Source organism: Rhodococcus sp. B10 (genome assembly GCF_011770055.1).
In the GTDB taxonomy this organism is placed as follows: domain Bacteria; phylum Actinomycetota; class Actinomycetes; order Mycobacteriales; family Mycobacteriaceae; genus Rhodococcoides; species Rhodococcoides kyotonensis_B.
In genome coordinates this window covers 44,810-64,854 of the sequence record NZ_JAAFYV010000025.1, presented here as the reverse complement: position 1 = coordinate 64,854, position 20,045 = coordinate 44,810, and the positions used below count along the sequence as shown (strand labels likewise).

Genomic DNA, 20,045 nt, shown 5'->3' with positions numbered 1-20,045 from the left:
CAATGGCCCACGCGCGCAACCATTGTCTTCTACTTTACGAGAAGTAGAGCGAACGCCCGCTCGAACGCCGACAGCAGCATTACGCTCGATGGACCCAGCCGCTCCGTTTCCAGTCCCCCCTCAAGATGGATCTGCGAACTCTGTTCTTACGCAACATCATGGGGCATAATGGAATGGTGGCCGCTCGTTCACCTGCCCACAAGCGGTGAACCAAAATGACCGCTTACAGCCTTATCTGATCTGCAGTGTCGAAGTTCGGCATGGGACGTCATCGGTGAACCGCCACTCCAGACAAGAGTGACTCCTGTCGTAGCCACCCGATCTACCAACCACCGAAACTGGCACCTGATGTCGCCGAACCTACCTATAACCTTTTAGGAGTAGACGATGCGTTACCACCCTGCACCCGTACTGTTGCCGAGGCCGCAAATGGCGGAATGGGACCTTGTGACCGGCGTGGATCGCTGCGACTCCGAGACCGATCAGGGTGTGCGACTTCACGGACCCGGCGGGCCCAATGATTGCTAGATTCGATTGCGTCCGAACCCATTCCAGGCTGGACATGTAGTCGAACACCTTCGGTTGGATCGACGACGACGCGATGTCGAACGACTCCAATGTCTCCGTCACCGGGAACGCAGCTGCTTTGAGCCGGTTGACGATGTTGGAGGCGTCGCGTGCAGCGAGCTCGGACTCGACCGACGTCGGCAACACTTCTTCCGGTGTCCAGCGTTGGGTCTTGGCGGTGAGCAGTACCTCGGGTGCGGTCCTGCGGATTGCAGCGAGTTTGGGTCGCCTCGCCCTGCATCGAGATCAGCTGCAGGATCAGGACTCCGCTGTGGTGCAGCAGTCTTGGGCTTGCTCGTGGCCGCCTCGGTGTCGGTATCGGTCATGACTGCACCTGCTGGTCACCAGATGACGGGCGAATCGCGTAGGCATCCAAAGACCGAGTCGGAGCGGTCGGCAGATCCAAGATCAACGCATCCCCGGCAGGCCGGGCTGCCGTGTCTGAACTCCCGCGGCGAGAATCGAGCGGACATCGGCAGCTCTGAACCGCCGGAATGCCACTGCACGCGTCAACGCCCCGATCGAGGCTTCATGGCCGTGCGCGGCGCCGGGCACAAGAAGCACTCGAGCTCGGTGGACAACCGGGTGTTACCGATTGCCGCGGCACCGACCGAAGACCGCTTCGCGCGCTCGCCGAGCGCACAGATCTGTTGCTCAACAGTGGTTCTCGGTCGCGGTCCTCGGTTCGGGGTCCTCGGTTCGGGGCGGGCCGGGCGCCGTCGTAGTGCTCGTCGAGGACCGATGCTGTTCCCGGCTGCGCGAGTGTATGTTCGGCCACAACTTCGCCCGAGGGCGAATCGACGATCACCAGCCGGCCTTCGACCTGCGTGAGCATCACCGCCCGGCCGATGAACCTCACCGGAACCGAGTAGCGGGCCGAGACGAACCGAACGCTCGAGAGGCGGTCGACCTTGCGGGTCACCGGTGGTGGCCCGATCTGCAGGCGCAGGGAAGGCAACGCCGAGAGAAGTTCTCGCTCCGATTCGAGCTTCTCGTCGGGGACGGCGCAGGTCTCCGAATGCACTCGTGCGTTGACTTCCGCGCACCAGATCTTCGCGGCCGCGTTCGCAGCGTGGACATCGACGGCAGTGCCGACGACGGCTGCTTCGGTGAACAGCGGCACGGCGAGGTCTCGTTGGGCGTACCCGACGAGGTTCTCCACTACACCTTTCGACTGTGGATCGTTGGCGTGGCTGAAGTCCGGTGCGAACCCGTAGCGGGTGGCGAACCGGACATAGTCCGGTGTCGGGATGACGACGTTCGCGACGACACCAACTCGGACGGCATCTCGGCTGCGAGCTGTTGTACCGCACCCAGCGGTCGGTCGCCCTCAGCCCTGCGGGCGCCGTGTTCCTGGAGCGCTGCCGAGCCCTGATCCGCCAGGCCGAGGACGCCGAGATCGCCGCTCGGCACGCGGCCACAGGGCAGGGCGGGCGGCTGAGTCTGGGCGCCGTTGCTTCGGCGTTCTCCTGGCCGCTGCCGCTCGTGCTCGAACCTTCCATCAGGCGCTGCCCGAGGTCGAGATCCGTACCCAGGAGTTCGATACGCACGAGGCCGGGGCTGGACTCCTCGACCGCATCCTCGACTGGGCGATCGTGCGCCAGACAGCGCCCGTACGCGGCACCACGGCTACGTCGCTCTTCGTCGACAGGTTCGTCTCCGCTCTCCCCGTCGGCCATGCCGCGGCCGACGTCACGGGCCCCTTGGATCTGGCGGAACTCTCCGGCGACACCTGGGTGTGGCTGCACCGGCACATCTCGCCCGACTACCACGCCGCCATGGCGGCCATCTGCCGAACCGCCGGCTTCAGCCCCGTCCCGGCGCACTGGGCACGATCAGTGACCTCGCAGATCGCCATGGTCGAGTGCGGCCTCGGGGTCACCGTCGTACCCGCCGCAGCGTCCGCGGCACGCCCCGCCGTCCGGTTCAGACCGCTCCGGCACGCGACGGCGACCATCGAACTCACCGCCATGACCAGAACCCACCCCAGTGCGTTGGCCGCACGCCTCACAGACATCGCGACATCACTGACCAGGGCACTGGAACCGCCTCCGCACATCTGACCGCGCACGCGGCCTTCAGGGGGTGTGCCCTCCCGGAATCCCCACCGCGAACTGCACGCGGTCACCATGGCCGGACACGCCCATCACCCACTGATCGCGGTCTTCCTGACGCTCCTGCGCGATGTGGACCTAAGACATCACCGCAGGCTGGGAGGCTCCCGCAGGAGCGACCAGACCACATTCGGTCACCGTAGAGTCGGGCATATGCGAATCGATCGTCTGGATCATCTGGTCCTCACCGTCACCGACATCGATGCCACAGTGGACTTCTGCACCCGCGTTCTCGGCATGGAGGCGGTGAGCTTTGGCGCGGGCCGCACCGCGCTCGCATTCGGGCACAGCAAGATCAACCTGCATCGGGCAGGTCACGAGTTCGAACCGAAGGCCCACCGACCGACCCCCGGAAGCGCAGACCTCTGCCTGATCATCGCCGATCCCCTTGACGGGGTGGCTGCCGAACTTGCCATGCACGGCGTCCGCATCGAGGAGGGGCCGGTCCAGCGCACCGGCGCGACCGGCCCGATTCTCAGCCTGTATCTCCGGGACCCCGACCAGAACTTGATCGAAGTCAGCACCTACGCCTGACTCCTGGGAGGTCTTCCTTCGTCCGTGGGCCGCGTCCGGGCCTTCAGGCCCGAACAGTCGTGGCCGGTGCGGGAAAGGCGACGCCGGCCAGTTCCTCGGAGACGGCCCACAGGCGACGGGCGGCGGCCGGGTCACTGGCCGCCGCTGAGCGGGCGACCAGGCTCGGTGTGCCACGCATCTCGCCCCGGCCATCGGGGCCGACGAAACTTCCGCCGGGCAGGTCCTGCACGGCGGCATACAGGGGGTTGAGCGCACCGGTGTGGCTGTCCTGAGCGACGAACTTGTTGCCCAGCCGTAGGAACAGGCGCCGCAGGAAGCTGGCGTCGTTGCTCTGGAGGTTGGTGGCGGCCCAGCCGGGGTGCGCGGCCAGGGCACGCACCGGCGAGCCCGCGGCGGTGAGCCGCCGCTGGAGCTCCAGCGTGAACAGCAGGCTGGCCAGCTTGGACTGGCTGTATGCCGTCATGGGGTTGTACTCGCCGGTCAGGTTGAGGTTGTCGAAGTGGATGCGGGGACTGCCCGGGGTCTTGTGCGCGGTGGACGACATGGTCACCACACGGTCGGTGATGTGCGGCAGCAGCAGGTTGGTCAAGGCGAAGTGTCCCAGGTGGTTGGTCCCGAACTGCATCTCGAAGCCGTCCTTGGTCGCGGCCTCGGGGATGTTCATCACGCCGGCGTTGTTGAACAGCAAATCCAGATCGCCCTGCCAGTCGGCGGCAAACGCGCGCACGGAGGACAGGTCGGCCAGATCGAGACGGCGTACCTCCACACTGCCCTGCACGGCCGAGGCGGCGGTTTCGCCGCGCTTCACATCCCGCACGGCGAGGACGACGTGGGCGCCCGCGCCGGCGAGGCCCTCGACGGTCGCGAGGCCGACTCCGCTGTTGGCGCCGGTCACCACGGCGGTGCGGCCGGTCTGGTCGGGGATGTCGCTGGTGCTCCAGGGCTGGGTGTTCGTGTTCTTTGCCATGTCCTCAATGTATGTGATGCAAACAATGTGTGCAATGGGTACAATGTGTGTATTGTTCACATCGGGGTTAGGGTGGGGGCATGAGGAACCATCGCCCCTACCACCACGGCGACCTTCCTGCCGCACTGCTCGAACGTGCCGAGCAGACGTTGCGCGAGAGGGGATCGGGCGGACTGTCCCTACGGGAACTGGCCCGCGACATCGGGGTAAGCACCACCGCTCCCCATCGCCACTTCAAGACCAAGCAGGCCCTGCTGGACGCGCTGGCGCTGACCGGCTTCGATCGGCTCGACGAATTTCTCACGACTTCCCAGGAAGGCGCAGGCGAGTCGTTCGCCGAGCGGCTGGCCGCCGTTGCCCGCGCCTATGTCGACTTCGCCGCAGGCAATGCCGCGCTCCTGGACCTGATGTACTCGGTCAAGCACGGCCCAGAAGCGTCGGAGGAACTGCGTGCCAGCGCCCAGCGCTGGGCCGGACAGATCGTCGAACTGATCGGTGACGGCCAGCGCCGGGGCGAGGTGCGAAAGGGCCCGCTGGAGCAGGTCGCCCTACCCGTCTTCACGACCCTCCACGGCTACGCCGGCATGACGGTCAGCGGCATGCTGCCACCCGAGATGAGCCAGCACGGACTGGACAACGTGCTCGCGTACATCCTCCGCGGCTGCACACCGGATTAGTGCCGCCGGGTGGGCGGGCCGAGGGTGATCGATGGCCTAAAAGGTCTTGGACAACGTCCTCCGGAACTCCCTCGGCGATCCACTCGGTTGCCGCCATGCACCCACCACCGAGTTCACGGTCACACCAATGCCTTTCACCGACTCCGCCGCTGGGCAGCGGGGTCGGTTTGGGCTTGCCGCCGAATCAGCGCCTCCGCAGACGGCCGAGCGTATCTACCGAGGGACCTCACCGAGGTGTGGCCGCTCATGCGCATCAGCATCGGCGTGGACGCCCCGTCCTCCGCCGCGTGCGTCAACCGGCTGTGCCGGAGCTGATGCAGCGTGAAGGGCCCCCGAGCGAAGTCGGCGGTGTGTGGTCGAACAATTCCAATGCCCGCCGATACGACAACCGCCCCCGCAGGGTCGACGGGTCGATATCATTCGAGGCCACAACAGTTTGCACCCTTGCGGTTAGTCAGGAACTCCGGCCCGCGCCTGTGGCCGGCTAACAGATGCGGCGGCAGCCGCGCGGTCCCGGTCTGCCAGGCGTCCACATCCCTGGCCCCGCCCTTTGCGGGTGACAGTTTCACACCGGTTGGCCGTGTTCAGATCCGGGATGTCGAGCAGCAGTAGCTCGTCGGCGCGGGCGGCGGTCTCGTACAGCATCGTCCACAGCACCCGCTCTCGCAGCGACGCATCCTTCGCGAGCAGCCCGGTCACCTCGTCGCGTGTCATCGCCTTCGAGTGATCCGGCGGCACCCTGCGCGGCACCAACCGGAGGGCGGGATCACCCACCAGCCACTCCTGTGCCCGCCAGTACTCACACGTCCCGCGCAGCGACGCGAGGCGGACGTTGAACGTCTGCGCCGAACTACCACCCAACTTGAACGTGAACCAGCCGCCGACCCGCTCGGCCTCGAGCAGTCCCACATTCGTATCCGCGCCGAAGTCGCGTATCAACTGTCTGAACGCCACGGCGTACCCGCGCCGAGTGTTGACGCTCGGGATCGTTGACAAGAACTGATTTACCGCATCCTTGAGTCGAACGCCCCGCGCCGGCAGCGTCCGCACCTGCCCCCACGCTCAGTCCTTCCATCGGTGTCACCGGAGCCCCGATCGGCACTACTGCAGATAACTTGCGGAGTCACCTCGTTCGCGGAAGGCATCTCGCAGCTCGCCACCGAGGTTACCGCAGATATCAGGCTAATATCTGCGGTAAATCCTTAGCGTGACTTTCATGGATTTGGGCATAGCATCGTGCCGCAAAGACCAAAAGGCATTGCTGTGCAACTCGTCTAGCAACTTTGTGGGTTGTCAGATGCCACTCAGCGCGACTTTTCTCAACTGGGCCCCCATGCCGTCACCGCGCCGCCGCAGCGACTCGGCGATGACGGGCACGATGCCTGCACGGCCAGGATGGCCGACACGATCTTGCTGACGGCACTCTGTGAGTCGAGACGAACTTCTCCTACGACCACGGCCACTGCACTCTTCAGTGCAGCGTCGAAACCGTTGGCGTCGAGCATATAGGCTGCTCCGGGTCGGAGCGTGGCCTCGTACTGCGCCCACATTCCACCAGCGAAACCGCCTGCAGCTCCCGTGCCGGAAACGCCCCGAGGGTCGCGGCAAAGTCGTGAGGCGAGAACGCCGAGTCGGTCCGTCAAGACGTCCACTGCGCCGGCATCGGCGCCTTTCTGCGGTCCGAACACTCGTGCAGCGTCGATGAAATCTGTAGTGACATCGGTCAAGATCTCCATCCGAGCGCTGGGCAGTCCTCCTTCTTTCTCGATCGCCCGAATCGCCCCCGCGTCACCATCGGTCGTCGCTGAGCCGCCCGCTGCGATCACGATGGATCTGGCGCGGTGTCGGTATGCATCCACGATCAATCGACCGTGGCCATAGGTATCTGCCGTCATCGGATCGCGAAACCCGTTGCGCAGCGTCATGAGTCCACTGGCGGAGGTGTTTCGATCAGCGCGGTTTCATCCTGGGCTAGGCCGTAGGATCCGCAGGTGGCTCACCCCAAGGGTTGCACGACTCGATCTCTACAACATCGAGTTCGAGCGGCGACACGAGCGCGTCGAGAGTTCCTTCGCCTCCGTCCGTCACCGGTATCTCATGCGCTGGATACAACTCACCGCGAATGCCCTCTCCTATGGCACGGGCGACTTCCGCCGCCGTAAACGTCCCCTTGAAGCTATCGGGCGCGACCAGAAACCCCCTTCACCCCTAGCTCATATCGTGGGTTTTAACCCACAATATAGGCTATTTGGGTGTGTCGCGGTGGTTCGCCGCATTGATCGTGCTGCGGCGTTTCGCTCCATGAGTGAAGGTCCTGCAGTTCGGTTCAGAACGGTCCGCTGGTGGGGAAATTCGATCCGTTGATTTCGAGGTCGCCGGCGTCGAATCGAATACGACCGCATACAGCGTGCCCCTTGAATTCAACTCAGAATAATTCGCATAACGCACGTTCGCAATCCAAAGATGCAGTGAGGGAGATTGAATCACGGCGATTGTAAGTCTGTCGGTGCTGAATACTGATGTATACGTTGGTTCTGTTCGTACAGCCGGAGACGCTGCGTTGTCGCACCATGAAACTGATGGAAGCAGGATATGAGTACCAACTGGCGCAAGTCCGCCTTGGCGTTGATTGTGGCCGCAACTACATTGGCATTGACGGCCTGCGGTTCGGGAGACACTACGCCCGGTGAGTCCAGCGGACCGGCGCAGGGAGGGACGTTCACGTTCGCCCTGAGCTACGACTCCAAGAGTCTCGATCCCCAACGCAACATCAGCAAGGGTGGGCCGCCTGTCCTAAGACAGTTGGTCGCATCATTGACCGACCAGAACACCGAGACCGGTGAACTGTCTCCGTGGCTGGCGGAAAGTTGGACGCAGAACGACACCCTGACCGAATTCTCGTTCACGTTGCGCCCGGGCATCACGTTCAGCGATGGCACCGCACTGGATGCGGCAGCAGTGAAAGCGAACTTCGATACGGTAGGCACGCTGGGGCCTACTCACAGTCTCGCCGCCGGCTACCTCGAGGGATATCAAGAGACTCGGGTCACCGATCCGCTGAACTTCACCGTGGTGTTCGACAAGCCCACTGCGCAGTTCCTGCAGGGCACCTCCACGATCTCGCTTGGAATCATCTCACCTGCCAGTACGCAGCTCAGCGTCGATGAACGAAAGTCCAAGGGTGTGGTGGGGTCGGGACCTTTCGTTCTCGACAGTTACAGTCCCGACCGTGAGATCGTGCTCGCGAAGCGCGACGGTTACGACTGGGCGTCCAGTCAGGCCACCCATTCCGGACCTACGTATCTGGATCGGATCGTGTTCCCGATCGTGCCCGAAAGCGGAGTCCGGGTCGGACTACTCACCTCGGGCCAGGTGGATGGGATCGATGACGTACAGGCTCAGGATCAGCCGACATTCGACGGCAACGGGTTCTACCTCGCATCCGCGATCGGCGCAGGTCTGTCATACAACCTGACGCCCAACGAGTCTCGCCCGATCATGAGCGACAGAAACGTTCGACTTGCCCTTCAGCACGCGATCGACCGTTCCGAGATCGTCGAATCTATCCTGCAGGGTGTTGCCGAACCGGCGACCAACGCACTGTCCAGTACAACCCCGGGCTGGTACGACGCATCGAGCGAGTTCGCCTACGATCCCGCACTGTCGAAAGAGTTGCTCGACGACGCTGGGTGGACAGAGGGGCCGGACGGTGTCCGCGTGAAGGACGGTCAGAAGCTCACGTTGGAACTTCCCTTCTTCCAGGACGAGACAGATCGTCTCACCCTCATCCAGCAGCAGTTGTTGGCCGTCGGTATCGATGTGAACCTCGAGCGAGTCGACAGTGCCACGCTCGATCAGAAGGTCAGCGAAAACCAGTACGACCTCTACTACGTGAATTGGACTCGTGGTGACCCCGACATCCTTCGGTTCTATCTTTCGACGGATTTCGAGAACACCAACAAAGTTCTCAATCCTGAGGTCCAGTCCTTGCTCGACACGCAGGCATCCGAGCCCGACGCGACCAAACGTCTCGACCTGGTGCACCAGGCCCAGTCGTTGATCTTGAGCGAGGGCCACTTGGCGCCGCTGTGGGAAATCGTCCAAACCAAGGCGTACCGCGACGGGGTACACGACGTGCGCTTCGACACGGGCGCTCGCTTGTCCTTCTACGACACATGGGTCGAGTCCTGAGCAAGCACACGAACTGGTCGAAAGGGACTTGAATCAATGAGCGCATCTCGATTCGTTGTCGGACTGTCACTGGGACAGCTCACCGCAGGAACCGATGTCGACATCGCCGCCCTCCTCGATGTCGCGCGAACTGCGGAATCATCGGGCATCGGTTTTCTCCTCGTCGAGGACAGCTACGGCGACGAAACGTCGCAGACCACACTCGATCCGATTGCTGTGACCTCCTTCCTCGGCGCGTCGACCACCTCGATCGGTGTCGTGGCGACGGTGCAGCCCTTGTACCTGGAGCCGTTCGACATCGGTGAGGCGCTGGCCACCTCGGACTTCGACACCCTGGGTCGAACCGGATGGTTGCCGGTGCGACCCAGCGCGGCCGCTCACGCGAACCTGTTCGACAGACCGGTCACCGAGGATCCAGACGAGATCGACGCGGAAATCGACGAGTTCATCGGCGTGACTCAGCGATTGTTCGACGGGTGGGAGGACGGAGCGGTCATTCGCGACATCGAGTCCGGGCGCTACCTGGATGTGGCCAAGCTTCATCGAATCGACCACCACGGGAGGAGTATTCGCGTCCGCGGCCCACTGGTCACCCCCCGCTCGCCTCAGGGCCGAGTGCCGACGTTCCTGCGCACCAGCTCACAACGCGCCGGTACCGATGCCGATTCGGCCGAGGTGTTGATCGCTCCTCTCGGCGATTCGACCGAGATCGCCGCGGCAGTCGGCGCGACACCTGTGCTTGCACAGCTGGATTCAGAAGAAATACACGCCACCATCGATACCGTCGCGTCGTTGCGTAGACAGGGTTATGTCTCAGGCGTCCTGATCCGACCGATGTCCGGCGCGGCACTGCGCGGACTACTCGCACACACCTGGGGTGATGTCGGTGCCGCGGGCACACTGCGCGAGATGTTCGGTTTGAGTCGGCCCGACAGCATTTATGCCGTCGGCACGTTCACCGAGGTCATGTCATGACCGAGCCGTCCGAACGTCCACTGCACCTGTTCGCATTCTTTCCGGGCACCAATCCGGAAACTCTGTGGAGTCACCCCGACGCGGGGAGTCAGATCGACGTCGACTCGTTCCGCGAGTTCGCCTCCGTTGCCGAACAGGGTCTCTTCGATGCGGTCTTCCTCGCCGAAGGGCTACGCATCCACGAATCCAACGGCGCTGTCGTCGACCACAACGTTGCCGATCGTCCGGATCCGGTCACGAGGTTGTCGGCAGTAGCGGCGTCCACGGATCGGATCGGACTGATCTCTACAGGCAACGCGACCCACAGCGAGCCGTTCGATCTCGCTCGCCGCATTCTGAGCCTGGATGTGCTCAGCGGTGGGCGCGCAGGCTGGAATCTTGTCACCGCCAGCGATGATCTGATCGCCGCCAACTTCCGACGCGGGCGATTCGTTCCCCACCAAGATCGGTACAACCGTGCCGAGGACTACCTGACGGCCGTGCAGGCAGTGTGGAACGGGCGGGGCGAGGTGGACCACCGTGGTCTCCACGTCACGATCTCCGGTTCGCCGTCGCTGCCTGTCAGCCCTCAGCAGAGACCGATTCTGGTGCAGTCGGGTGATTCCGATGAGGGACGTTCCCTCGCTGCGAAGTACGCGGATGCGATCTTCACCGAACGCAGATCCCTAGACGAAGGACGTGGGTTCTACCGCGACATCGAACGGCGGTTGGTCGGTTTCGGTAGGAGCCCTGATGCGTTGAAGGTCATGGCCAGTACTCGGTTCGTACTGGGAGAGAACGCAGCTGATGCACTCGATCGAGCGGAGTATGAATTGGCCTTACGTGCAACGCCGGCCCTTGTGCGTTCCTACGTCGAGGACGCATGGGGAATCGATTTCCCCGATCTCGATGTGGATTCCCCCCTTCCATCCATTGCTCCGGCACCAGGCCACCGGCCGAGTGTTCGGATCACGACCCGACGCGCCGACGCACCGCGTACCGCTGAGCCGATTGTCGAGCGTTGGCGCGAAATGGCATCGAGTGCGAATCTGAGTGCGCGGGGTCTGGTCATCGAATTGCTGCGGTCCAGAGAAAATTGCGTCGTCGGTGGACCCAAGGAGATCGCGGAGCAGCTCATCGAGTGGGTCGATGAGCAGACCTGCGACGGTTTCGTGATCTCGCCTTCGGTACTGCCTTCTGGAATCGGAGAGTTCGTACGCAATGTGGTGCCCGAGCTACAGAATCGTGGGCGATACAGAAGCGAGTACGCAGGGCGTACGCTGCGCGAGCATCTCGGGGTCGCAGATGCGCCCGCGGACAGTGCACTGTCATGACTCGGTATCTGATTCGTCGTATCGCGCAGGCGGTAGGCGTGCTCTGGGCTGCATACACAGTCACGTTCGTCGTGTTGTACTTCCTACCCAGCGATCCGATTTCGATCATGCTGCGCACCGAGGGGGAGTCCGCCGGAGCGGTGGATCAGACTCGCGCCGCGGAATTACGCGCCCAGTACGGATTCGACCGACCGATCATCGAGCAGTACATCGCCCGCTTGTTCGCCGCCATCCGGGGTGATTTCGGCACGTCGATCCAGACGGGCGACTCGGTGTCGCACAGCATCGCCACCGCGATACCTCAGACCGCGCAGCTTGCGGGCGGGGCGATTGTCATCGCCGTGATCGTCGGTGTTGCACTGGCGTTGATTGCCACCTACGTCGAAACCCCCTGGCTGCGCAACTCGTTGCAGAGCATCCCACCGTTGTGGTCGGCGCTACCGACGTTCTGGATCGGTCTCGTGCTGGTGCAGGTTTTTTCGTTCAACCTCAGACTGCTCCCGGCAATCGGAAACGATGGGTTCGAGACTCTCGTACTGCCTGCGATCACGCTGTCGATCCCGACAGCTGCCGTAATATCCCAGGTCTTGGTCAAGGCTCTGACCGAAGTCGGTGAGCAACCCTACATCGACACAGCCACCGCCAAGGGCGCCAGTAAGCATCGTGTGCACCTGCGCCACATGTTGCGCAATGCCGCCATACCGGCAACTACCCTCGCCGGTGTCGTGTTCGGCGGGCTGTTCGCGGGCTCAGTGGTGACCGAAACCGTGTTCTCGCGGGTCGGGGTCGGCAGACTTACCGAGCAGGCAGTGAAGGCACAGGACATACCAATGGTGCAGGGTCTGGTGCTACTGGCTGCCACGATGTTCGTAGTCACCAGCCTCGTGGTCGATCTCGCGTACCCCCTTCTGGATCCACGAGTCACCCGTCCGGGCAGGAAGATTCGTATAGACGAGGAAGTCTCGGCATGAACGTATCCGTCGAATTCGAGGCAGTCAGAGCAACGGACTCACCGGTCCTCGAAGCAGATCTCGGATCGGACCGCCAGCCCGTGGACCCCGTGGTATCCCGACGCGGCGGACGTCTTCGCGCGGCCTTCCGGCAACCGAGCCTTGCGCTCGCAATCGTGGTCATCGCGGGCGTAGTCGGATGGGCTTTGATCCCATCACTGTTCACATCACGCGATCCGTTGTTCGCCGAACCGCGAAACCGGTTGCAGGGCCCGAGCGGTGAGCACTGGTTCGGTACCGACAACCTCGGCCGTGATATCTACGCGCGTGTCGTACATGGGGCATCACTGTCTCTGCAGGCGACGATCGTTGCCGTTCTCATTGCACTGATGGTGGGTTCGCTCATCGGCCTGGCGGCCGGATACATCGGCGGGGCACTCGACGATGTGATCATGCGCGGAGTCGACGTTCTGCTCGCCATTCCCGGGCTGTTGCTGTCCCTGATGGTGGTGACTGTTCTGGGTTTCGGCACCTTGAACGTCGCGATCGCAGTCGGTGTGGCCGCCGCAGGATCGTTCGCTCGTGTCATGCGGTCCGAGGTGGTGCGTGTACGTGGATGGGCATTCGTCGAGGCGTCGTCGATGGTGGGCGGTCGTTGGTACAAAGTCCTGTTCCGCCGAGTCCTGCCGAATTCTGCTGGTTCGGTGCTTTCCCTCGCGGCCCTCGAATTCGGGTCGGCGATCTTGTCCGTCGCTGCTCTGAGCTTTCTCGGATTCGGCGCACAGCCCCCTGATCCGGAGTGGGGCCAGATGATCGCCGAAGGGCGCAATTTTCTGGCGTCGGGATGGTGGTTGACCACCTTGCCGGGAATAGTCGTCGTACTGGTCGTCGTTTCCGCGAACCGAATCGGCCATGCAATCGAAAGAGATCTGCGATGAGCCCGGATGAGGACCCCTTGCTGGCGATCGACAACCTGACCGTCGCGTACGGCAAGGGCACCCGATCTCATCGAGCTTTGCAGGACGTCTCGTTCGTTGTGCACCCCGGGGAGACCGTGGCGGTCGTTGGTGAATCCGGTTCGGGCAAAAGCACACTGGCACATGCCGTACTCGGGCTGCTCCCGAAGGGCTCGGAAGTGACCAACGGGACCGTCGCGTTGCGAGGCCGGGTCACCTCGGGGAGACCGCGCAAAGAACTCGATGCTATTCGAGGGCGCGACATCTCGCTGGTTCCCCAAGATCCGACGGTCTCGCTCAATCCAGTACAACGAGTCGGCGTACAGGTCGCGGAAGCGCTCCGACTTCACGGGCATTCGAAAGACAGCGCGCAGACCCGAAGCCGGGCCCTTCTCGATGAAGTCGGGCTGCCCGATCCAGATCTGGTCGCTCGGTCGTATCCGCATGAGTTGTCCGGTGGTATGCGTCAGCGTGTACTGATCGCCATTGCCATGGCGTGCGCTCCGGCACTGGTGATCGCCGACGAACCCACTTCGGCTTTGGACGTCACTGTGCAAAAGCGCGTACTCGACGCGTTGGGCTTGATGGCCGACAAGAGCAAGACGTCGGTCCTCCTCATCACCCATGACCTAGGCGTCGCGGTAGAACGTGCATCTCGGGTGCTGGTATTTCAACACGGCCGACTGGTCGAGCACGGCGACTCGGACGCCGTTCTTCGGACACCTACTCATCCCTACACGGTTCAACTCGTCGCGGCGGCACCCACGCTCGGCCTCACCGGACGCATTCGCCCTCGCGTTGTTGACACACCGGTGGTGTCGGCGTCTGAACCCGGCGCTCTCGTCACCGCGGCAGGATTGAGGAAGACATTCCGCGCCGGGGGTCGTGGCCCCAGCACCGTCGCACTCGATGACGTGTCGTTCTCCATCACGAAAGGGACCACACACACCCTCGTCGGCGAATCCGGCTCGGGCAAGACCACTGTCGCGCGTCTGGTCGCACGTCTCGAGGTTCCTGATTCCGGCACGGTATCGGTGGCCGGGCACTCCGTCGGCGCGACTCCTGCAGGAGGCTCTCGCGCGGAGATCCGGCGGTGGCATCAAGGCGTGCAGTTGGTGTATCAAAACCCCTACTCCTCACTCGACCCTCGGTCGAGCATCGAGTCCATCGTGCGCGAACCTCTCGATTCCTTCGGCATCGGGAATCGAGCGGGCAGAGGAGCGCGGGTGAGGGAGCTCCTGGACGCGGTTGCGCTACCGGAACGTGTCGTGCGGAGCAAGCCGCGCGAGCTGTCGGGCGGCCAGCGCCAGCGTGTCGCCATCGCGCGCGCGCTGGCGCTGCAACCCGAGCTGCTCATTCTCGACGAGCCGGTATCAGCGCTTGATGTATCGGTGCAGGATCGAGTGCTCCGACTGTTGGTGGATCTACAGGCCGAGCACCACTTGACCTACCTGTTCATCACGCACGACCTCGCTGTCGTGCAACAGGTGTCGGACACGGTATCGGTTATGAAGAAAGGCATAGTGGTCGAGGAAGGAACTACCCACGATGTGCTCACGGAGCCGCAGAAGCCGTATACCCGGCAACTGATCGACGCCGTGCCCAAAGTGGGGACCTCCGGCCTCGCCGAACCGGCAACCTCCGGTTGAGCGTGAACGTCGAGAATCCGCATTCGAGAAACGAGCACGGGGAGACCTTGTGAGTACACAAGATGTGAGTACACGGACCGAGGCCGGTTACCGTCGCATTCGCGACGATATTGTCTCCGGGGTCCTCTCGCCTGGTACGACGCTCACCGAAGCCGGACTGACCGGCCCGTACGGGATGTCGCGTACTCCGATCCGTGATGCCCTCAGTCGGCTCGAGCACGATGGTTTGCTGCGCCGGGTGGTGCGCGGGTACGAAGTTCCCCAACGCGATGTCGAGGAAATCATCGATATCTACAACGTGCGCATCGCGTTGGAAGTGACCGCGGTCGTTTCGGCGTGCGAAAGAGCAACCACCCGCGACATCAGTGCGCTCAATGCAATGTTCGAACGTGCATGTAGTGAAACCGATCGCGCTGTCAAGACGGAACTGAATCGAAAGTGGCATCTGTCGGCGGTATCGATAGGAAAGAACCGCACCGCCTCGGAACTGTTGGAACGTACCGTCGCTCAGCTTGCACCGTACAACTCCGCCCGAATCGAGGTCCACGAAAACCTGGAGGAGACCGACGCTGAGCATCGGGGTGTGATGGAAGCGATCGCCTCACGTGACCAGGATGCAGCCCGTCGCCTGTTGAGTCGACACCTCGAGCGAGTACGTGATGTCCGAATTCGCGCTTGGGAGCAGGATGTGATTCTCGGCTACGAACACTGATCCACACATGCTCCAGACGTAGTTTTTGCTGAAAGGTAGTAGCAGATGGTCGAGTTGAACAGCGGTAGCTCAGTGGCCCCCGAGGTTGCACATCAGGTGGTGTCCGACGGTGGAATTCTGATCGATGTTCGCAGGGTTGCGACGCGAGAGGAGGCCGGCGTCATCGACGGAGCGATCTCGGTACTCAAGCCGGATGTGGCAATCCGATTCGGATCCGGAGGCGACCTCGAGCACGCTGCACGTGATCGGCCGATCGTGGTCTTCTGCACAAGTGAAGGTGGCTCTGGTCCTGTCGTGGAACAACTTGCCGCCTTGGGGTTTACACCGGTCGTCCAGGTGTCCGGAGGGTATCCCGCGTGGCGTGAGGCGGGGCTTGATCCTTTGCCCGAGTCGGCGACGGGTTCGTGGTCGTGAGCGACACCGCACCGCTTCCACTTGCAGGTGTTCGGGTCCTCGAGCTCGGCAACTACATCGCCGCACCCACGGCCGGCCGACTACTCGCAGACTTCGGCGCAGAAGTCATCAAGATCGAACGCCCCCTCGTCGGTGACGAGCTCCGCAACTGGCGCTTGTACGAGGGAACGACCTCGATGTTGTTCCGTACGGTGAATCGGAACAAGAAGTCGGTGGTGCTCGATCTCCGCACCGATGAGGGCAAGCAGACCGTCCTCGCCCTCGCTGCCACGTGCGATGTCGTGCTCGAGAACTTCCGCCCGGGCACGTTGGAGAAGTGGGGACTCGGCCCGAACGAACTTACCAGCGTCAATCCCGACCTCGTGATCACCAGAATCTCGGCGTTCGGCCAGACCGGTCCGCTCTCGGGCAAACCCGGATTCGCCGCTGTTGCCGAAGCCGTTGGGGGAATGCGTGAACTCGTCGGCGATCCGGATCGGCCGCCCGTACGCGTCGGGGTATCCATCGGTGATTCCATCGCGGGACTGTACGCGGCTTTCGGCACGGTCATGGCGCTCTTTCAGCGTCAAATTCTCGACGGACATACGCTTCCACTTGTCGCTCGCACCATCGATGTGGCGTTGAACGAGTCCATTCTGTCGATGATGGAATCTCTGGTTCCCGATCGCTCGGCGTACGGGGTCACACGTACCCGGACCGGTGGGCGGATGGAAGGGATTGCGCCGTCGAATGCATACGTCTGCTCGGACGGGCGTTCGATCATCGTTGCCGCGAACGCAGATTCGATCTTCGGGCGATGCATGAGGGTCATCGGACGCGATGATCTCGCCCAAGATCAGGGTCTTGCCACCAATGCGGGCAGATGGGAGCGCCGCGATGAACTCGACATCGTGATCGGTGGGTGGGCCGGGTCGTTGACGAGGGATGAAGCATTGGCGATTCTCGACGAAGCAGAGGTGCCCGCCGGTCCCATCTACACAGCCGAGGACATCATCTCCGACCCACAGTATCTCTCGCGTAACATGATTCAGAAGATTCCGGTCGAGATCACGAATGGCCGCATCGAGGACGTCGCGTTCTCCGGCATCGTGCCCGTCATCGGTGAACGATCCATCGACATCGAATCGGCCGGACCGGATTTGGGCGAACACACTGCAGAAGTACTCGCCAGTCTCGAGTCGTTCGCCAAGCATGCCCCGTCACAGTGAGGATTTGACCATGAGTTTCCAGTTTCAACCCAGCACACTCGTTCGCGACGTCACACTGCGTGACGGCCTGCAGCTGACCAAGGTAGCGCCCTCGACCGAAGCAAAGATCGACCTGATCCGGCAACTGATCCGACTCGGCGTGCCAGAGCTCGAGATCGGTTCGCTCGCGAGGCCTGATCTTGTTCCGACACTTGCCGACTCGCTCGATGTCGTGCGCGGTCTCACCGAGGACGAGCTCGACCGGTCGTGGTTGTGGGTGGCTACGCCCCGGCATGTGGAAAAGGCCATAGACGCCGGTGCGAAAAACTTTCAATATTGTCTGTCCGCATCCGACTCGCACAACAAGGCCAACATCGGCCGCCCCACCGAGGACAGCATCGCGGCGATGCCTGCGGCGATCGAGAAGGTCAAATCAGTCGGCGGGCGCATCCAGCTCACCCTCGCCACGTCGTTCACGTGCCCGTTCGAGGGATATGTGAGCGAGGACCGCATCATCGAGATCGCAAACGACCCGCGCACCGACGGCGCAGACGACATCGTCATCTGCGACACGCTCGGACAGGCGGTACCAACTCAGGTGTCGAGGCTGATCGCACGAGTCGTCGGCGAAACACCGGCACGGCGCGTGGTGTACCACGGGCACGACACCTGGGGTCTCGGCGTCGCCAACACTCTCGCCGCAATCTCCGCAGGCGCTGCCATGGTGGACGGTTCGCTCGGCGGTCTGGGCGGTTGCCCTTTCGCGCCCGGCGCCAGTGGTAATACCTCGACCGAGGACATTCTGTTCGCGACGAGGCCCGAATGGCTCACACCAGAGTCTCTCGGGGAAATCGTACGCACCACCGAGAAGTTGCTGTCCGACCTGGGGGAGCCGAACCGGACCAAGACGGCGCAGGGAGCACGGTCGACCGCGAATGCGTTCGAATGGGTCATCGCCGATTCTGCGAGCTGACATCCACCCACAAGTTCGACAACGTAGGAAACACGATGACATCGCAAACATCCCGCCATGCCGTGCTGGTGAGAGCTGAGGAGCTCGCTCGACCCAATTCGACAAGTCGCACAGTGATTCTCGACGTGCGCTGGGCCCTCGGACGCAGCGACGGCCACGAGTTGTACCGGCATTCGCATATCCCAGGTGCAGTGTATGTCGACCTGGACACCGAGCTGGCCGGCGCCGCCAGCCCAGAACACGGTCGGCATCCACTGCCCGACATCGCAGATCTGCAAGCCGCTGCCCGTCGATGGGGAATCGACGACGGAGATGACGTCGTCGTGTACGACGCAGGTCCGAGCACCTCGGCAGCACGCGCCTGGTGGCTGCTTCGGTGGGCCGGACTCGAGAACGTGAAGATCCTCGACGGAGGATTCGACGCCTGGGTCCGATCCGCCCACCCGATCGAGGCCGGCGACGGGTCCATTCTTCCCGGCGACGTGACGTTGCAGGCAGGCAACCTCGAAACTATCGACGCCGACGGCGCAGCCCGAATCGCCGACGCCGGCGGACTGGTGGATGCACGTGCCACAGAACGCTTTCGCGGCGAGGTCGAACCCGTCGACCCGAAGGCCGGACACATCCCCGGGGCAAAGAATCTGCCGACCAGTGCACTCCTCGATAGCGACGGCACGTTTCTCGGCGACGACGACCTTCGGAAGGTCCTGGCCGATCATGTCGGTACGGGCAGCGAAGTCGCAGCGGTATATTGCGGTTCGGGAGTTACTGCCTCGCATGTCATTGCAGGACTGAACATTCTGGGCGTCAGTCCTGCCCTCTATCCGGGTTCCTGGTCGCAGTGGTCCAACGATTCGTCGCGCCCTGTTGCCACCGGACCCAACTAACTACGACTGGACAAGCCAATGTGTGACTACACGAAACCGCCGATCACCGGTTGGGCCGGATGGCCGTGCGAATCAACCTCCGCCTACACGCCGGTCGGGCCCTGGCTCGATGCGACACACGTCATCGACGAGAACATTCCGCGGATGGTCCCGTTCGACGCCCCGGTCTTCAGCAAATTCCGCACACTCGAAGACGACATGATCAATGTCAGTGAGATCTCCATGGTCGTCCATATCGGAACCCACGTGGACTCCCCCCGCCACTTCTACGCCGACGGTCCGGCATTCGAGGATGTACCACTCGAACGCCTGACCGGTCCAGGAGTGGTCGTGCAGATCGACGTCGAGCCTGGTGGGGTCATCTCCGCCGAGCATTTCGAGAATGCGACACCGAGTATCGAGCCAGGCGACATCGTCGCGCTAGACACCGGCTGGGCGGCTCACGTCGGCACGGACACTTACCTTCAGCATCCGAGCATCGACCTGGCGGGTGCGCAATGGCTCGCCGACCGTGAAATCAAGATGTTGGCAGTCGATTTCGGGTCGCCCGATCTGCCCACTTACCAACGTCCCACACCGTTCGACTGGCCCGTCCACCGACTGCTGCTCAAAGCAGGTGTCCTCATCAGCGAGCACCTCAAACCACCGACCGAGGTATCCGGTCGACGCGCCGAATTCATTTTCGCAGCGCTGAACATCCGAGCTTACGACGGTGCGCCGGCGAGAGTGCTTGTGCGTCCTACTGCCTGAGGTGCACACAGAACCCAATCTCGGAATACCTCTCACACTGGTCTTGGCGGCCCATGCGAGGTTCGGTCGAGCAACCTGTACGTGGGCCGGATGCAGCACGCCGGTGCCCGATCTCTCTTCTCCATCGGAACAACGACGCCGACTCGTGGCCCAATGTCTGCACGGGCTGCAGTTGCGAGCGGTGATACCTCGACCCTGCGTATGTACTGCGCACGGTCGAGGTTCTGGT

20 protein-coding genes and 2 pseudogenes are annotated in these 20,045 nt (G+C 62.9%); 15 read left to right on the top strand and 7 right to left on the bottom strand.

Features of this window, described 5'->3' with window-relative positions:
• Window positions 1-435: 435 nt before the first annotated feature.
• Together RhoFasB10_RS17235 and RhoFasB10_RS17230 are read right to left on the bottom strand one after the other, a co-directional pair.
• Window positions 436-893: pseudogene (locus RhoFasB10_RS17235) on the bottom strand (ATP-binding protein); the annotation flags it as partial.
• Window positions 890-1,849: pseudogene (locus RhoFasB10_RS17230) on the bottom strand (IS21 family transposase); the annotation flags it as partial. The pseudogenes RhoFasB10_RS17230 and RhoFasB10_RS17235, both read right to left, overlap by 4 nt.
• Here RhoFasB10_RS17230 and RhoFasB10_RS17225 point away from each other — a divergent pair.
• Both RhoFasB10_RS17225 and RhoFasB10_RS17220 read left to right on the top strand, forming a co-directional pair.
• Entirely contained in the window at window positions 1,818-2,630 is an 813-nt protein-coding gene (locus RhoFasB10_RS17225) for a LysR family substrate-binding domain-containing protein (protein WP_167677556.1), read from the top strand. The pseudogene RhoFasB10_RS17230 and the gene RhoFasB10_RS17225 overlap by 32 nt on opposite strands.
• Window positions 2,631-2,834: 204 nt before the next feature.
• A complete protein-coding gene (locus RhoFasB10_RS17220; protein WP_167677554.1) occupies window positions 2,835-3,215 on the top strand; it encodes a VOC family protein in 381 nt (126 codons plus the stop codon).
• Window positions 3,216-3,258: 43 nt separating this feature from the next.
• Here RhoFasB10_RS17220 and RhoFasB10_RS17215 read toward each other — a convergent pair whose 3' ends face one another.
• Window positions 3,259-4,182, bottom strand: a complete 924-nt coding sequence (locus RhoFasB10_RS17215) for an oxidoreductase (RefSeq protein ID WP_167677552.1) — start codon at window positions 4,180-4,182, stop codon at window positions 3,259-3,261.
• An 80-nt stretch (window positions 4,183-4,262) separates the two neighbouring features.
• Between RhoFasB10_RS17215 and RhoFasB10_RS17210 the strand changes: the two genes are divergently transcribed.
• On the top strand, window positions 4,263-4,859 hold the full coding sequence (locus RhoFasB10_RS17210) for a TetR/AcrR family transcriptional regulator (RefSeq protein WP_167677550.1): 597 nt from the start codon (window positions 4,263-4,265) through the stop codon (window positions 4,857-4,859).
• 134 nt (window positions 4,860-4,993) lie between these two features.
• Here RhoFasB10_RS17210 and RhoFasB10_RS26430 read toward each other — a convergent pair whose 3' ends face one another.
• The 4 genes from RhoFasB10_RS26430 to RhoFasB10_RS26675 form a co-directional block, all read right to left on the bottom strand.
• A complete protein-coding gene (locus RhoFasB10_RS26430) occupies window positions 4,994-5,155 on the bottom strand; it encodes a hypothetical protein (protein WP_240931194.1) in 162 nt (53 codons plus the stop codon).
• 154 nt (window positions 5,156-5,309) lie between these two features.
• On the bottom strand, window positions 5,310-5,768 hold the full coding sequence (locus RhoFasB10_RS26425; RefSeq protein WP_240931192.1) for a hypothetical protein: 459 nt from the start codon (window positions 5,766-5,768) through the stop codon (window positions 5,310-5,312).
• A gap of 410 nt (window positions 5,769-6,178) precedes the next feature.
• Window positions 6,179-6,784 (bottom strand): glycerate kinase, encoded by a 606-nt coding sequence (locus tag RhoFasB10_RS17195; RefSeq protein ID WP_206031029.1) that lies wholly within the window; start codon window positions 6,782-6,784, stop codon window positions 6,179-6,181.
• A gap of 46 nt (window positions 6,785-6,830) precedes the next feature.
• Window positions 6,831-6,995: a glycerate kinase gene (locus RhoFasB10_RS26675; protein ID WP_346764419.1), complete on the bottom strand. Its 165-nt coding sequence runs from the start codon at window positions 6,993-6,995 to the stop codon at window positions 6,831-6,833.
• Window positions 6,996-7,451: 456 nt separating this feature from the next.
• Between RhoFasB10_RS26675 and RhoFasB10_RS17190 the strand changes: the two genes are divergently transcribed.
• Genes RhoFasB10_RS17190 through RhoFasB10_RS17135 form a run of 12 tightly spaced genes read left to right on the top strand, consistent with a single transcriptional unit; the run spans window position 7,452 to window position 19,816 of the window.
• Window positions 7,452-9,050 (top strand): ABC transporter substrate-binding protein, encoded by a 1,599-nt coding sequence (locus RhoFasB10_RS17190; protein WP_167677548.1) that lies wholly within the window; start codon window positions 7,452-7,454, stop codon window positions 9,048-9,050.
• A gap of 36 nt (window positions 9,051-9,086) precedes the next feature.
• Complete coding sequence (locus RhoFasB10_RS17185) at window positions 9,087-10,025, top strand: LLM class flavin-dependent oxidoreductase (RefSeq protein WP_167677546.1); 939 nt, start codon at window positions 9,087-9,089, stop codon at window positions 10,023-10,025.
• Window positions 10,022-11,338, top strand: coding sequence for an LLM class flavin-dependent oxidoreductase (locus RhoFasB10_RS17180; protein WP_167677544.1), 1,317 nt, complete (start codon window positions 10,022-10,024; stop codon window positions 11,336-11,338). Before RhoFasB10_RS17185 ends, RhoFasB10_RS17180 begins: the two co-directional genes overlap by 4 nt.
• Complete coding sequence (locus tag RhoFasB10_RS17175) at window positions 11,335-12,309, top strand: ABC transporter permease (RefSeq protein ID WP_167677542.1); 975 nt, start codon at window positions 11,335-11,337, stop codon at window positions 12,307-12,309. The genes RhoFasB10_RS17180 and RhoFasB10_RS17175 overlap by 4 nt, the downstream gene beginning before the upstream one ends.
• On the top strand, window positions 12,306-13,226 hold the full coding sequence (locus tag RhoFasB10_RS17170) for an ABC transporter permease (RefSeq protein WP_167677540.1): 921 nt from the start codon (window positions 12,306-12,308) through the stop codon (window positions 13,224-13,226). The genes RhoFasB10_RS17175 and RhoFasB10_RS17170 overlap by 4 nt, the downstream gene beginning before the upstream one ends.
• Window positions 13,223-14,893, top strand: coding sequence for an ABC transporter ATP-binding protein (locus tag RhoFasB10_RS17165; protein ID WP_167677538.1), 1,671 nt, complete (start codon window positions 13,223-13,225; stop codon window positions 14,891-14,893). The genes RhoFasB10_RS17170 and RhoFasB10_RS17165 overlap by 4 nt, the downstream gene beginning before the upstream one ends.
• A gap of 49 nt (window positions 14,894-14,942) precedes the next feature.
• Window positions 14,943-15,605: a GntR family transcriptional regulator gene (locus tag RhoFasB10_RS17160; protein ID WP_167677536.1), complete on the top strand. Its 663-nt coding sequence runs from the start codon at window positions 14,943-14,945 to the stop codon at window positions 15,603-15,605.
• A gap of 45 nt (window positions 15,606-15,650) precedes the next feature.
• Entirely contained in the window at window positions 15,651-16,019 is a 369-nt protein-coding gene (locus RhoFasB10_RS17155; protein ID WP_167677534.1) for a rhodanese-like domain-containing protein, read from the top strand.
• Window positions 16,016-17,227 carry a CoA transferase gene (locus RhoFasB10_RS17150; RefSeq protein WP_167677532.1) on the top strand — a complete coding sequence of 404 codons (1,212 nt, stop codon included), beginning with the start codon at window positions 16,016-16,018 and terminating at the stop codon, window positions 17,225-17,227. The genes RhoFasB10_RS17155 and RhoFasB10_RS17150 overlap by 4 nt, the downstream gene beginning before the upstream one ends.
• Window positions 17,228-17,237: 10 nt before the next feature.
• Complete coding sequence (locus RhoFasB10_RS17145) at window positions 17,238-18,179, top strand: hydroxymethylglutaryl-CoA lyase (protein ID WP_167677530.1); 942 nt, start codon at window positions 17,238-17,240, stop codon at window positions 18,177-18,179.
• A gap of 35 nt (window positions 18,180-18,214) precedes the next feature.
• Window positions 18,215-19,066: a sulfurtransferase gene (locus tag RhoFasB10_RS17140; protein WP_206031028.1), complete on the top strand. Its 852-nt coding sequence runs from the start codon at window positions 18,215-18,217 to the stop codon at window positions 19,064-19,066.
• A gap of 18 nt (window positions 19,067-19,084) precedes the next feature.
• Window positions 19,085-19,816 (top strand): cyclase family protein, encoded by a 732-nt coding sequence (locus tag RhoFasB10_RS17135; protein ID WP_167677528.1) that lies wholly within the window; start codon window positions 19,085-19,087, stop codon window positions 19,814-19,816.
• Window positions 19,817-20,045: the final 229 nt, after the last annotated feature.

Excerpts from the sequence above, each read along its gene's own strand:
- RhoFasB10_RS17225 (WP_167677556.1), top strand. The coding sequence starts at position 1,818 with ATGACGACGTTCGCGACGACACCAACTCGGACGGCATCTCGGCTGCGA.
- RhoFasB10_RS17220 (WP_167677554.1), top strand. The coding sequence starts at position 2,835 with ATGCGAATCGATCGTCTGGATCATCTGGTCCTCACCGTCACCGACATC.
- RhoFasB10_RS17215 (WP_167677552.1), bottom strand. The coding sequence starts at position 4,182 with ATGGCAAAGAACACGAACACCCAGCCCTGGAGCACCAGCGACATCCCC.
- RhoFasB10_RS17210 (WP_167677550.1), top strand. The coding sequence starts at position 4,263 with ATGAGGAACCATCGCCCCTACCACCACGGCGACCTTCCTGCCGCACTG.
- RhoFasB10_RS17195 (WP_206031029.1), bottom strand. The coding sequence starts at position 6,784 with ATGACGCTGCGCAACGGGTTTCGCGATCCGATGACGGCAGATACCTAT.
- RhoFasB10_RS17190 (WP_167677548.1), top strand. The coding sequence starts at position 7,452 with ATGAGTACCAACTGGCGCAAGTCCGCCTTGGCGTTGATTGTGGCCGCA.
- RhoFasB10_RS17185 (WP_167677546.1), top strand. The coding sequence starts at position 9,087 with ATGAGCGCATCTCGATTCGTTGTCGGACTGTCACTGGGACAGCTCACC.
- RhoFasB10_RS17180 (WP_167677544.1), top strand. The coding sequence starts at position 10,022 with ATGACCGAGCCGTCCGAACGTCCACTGCACCTGTTCGCATTCTTTCCG.
- RhoFasB10_RS17175 (WP_167677542.1), top strand. The coding sequence starts at position 11,335 with ATGACTCGGTATCTGATTCGTCGTATCGCGCAGGCGGTAGGCGTGCTC.
- RhoFasB10_RS17170 (WP_167677540.1), top strand. The coding sequence starts at position 12,306 with ATGAACGTATCCGTCGAATTCGAGGCAGTCAGAGCAACGGACTCACCG.
- RhoFasB10_RS17165 (WP_167677538.1), top strand. The coding sequence starts at position 13,223 with ATGAGCCCGGATGAGGACCCCTTGCTGGCGATCGACAACCTGACCGTC.
- RhoFasB10_RS17155 (WP_167677534.1), top strand. The coding sequence starts at position 15,651 with ATGGTCGAGTTGAACAGCGGTAGCTCAGTGGCCCCCGAGGTTGCACAT.
- RhoFasB10_RS17145 (WP_167677530.1), top strand. The coding sequence starts at position 17,238 with ATGAGTTTCCAGTTTCAACCCAGCACACTCGTTCGCGACGTCACACTG.
- RhoFasB10_RS17140 (WP_206031028.1), top strand. The coding sequence starts at position 18,215 with ATGACATCGCAAACATCCCGCCATGCCGTGCTGGTGAGAGCTGAGGAG.
- RhoFasB10_RS17135 (WP_167677528.1), top strand. The coding sequence starts at position 19,085 with ATGTGTGACTACACGAAACCGCCGATCACCGGTTGGGCCGGATGGCCG.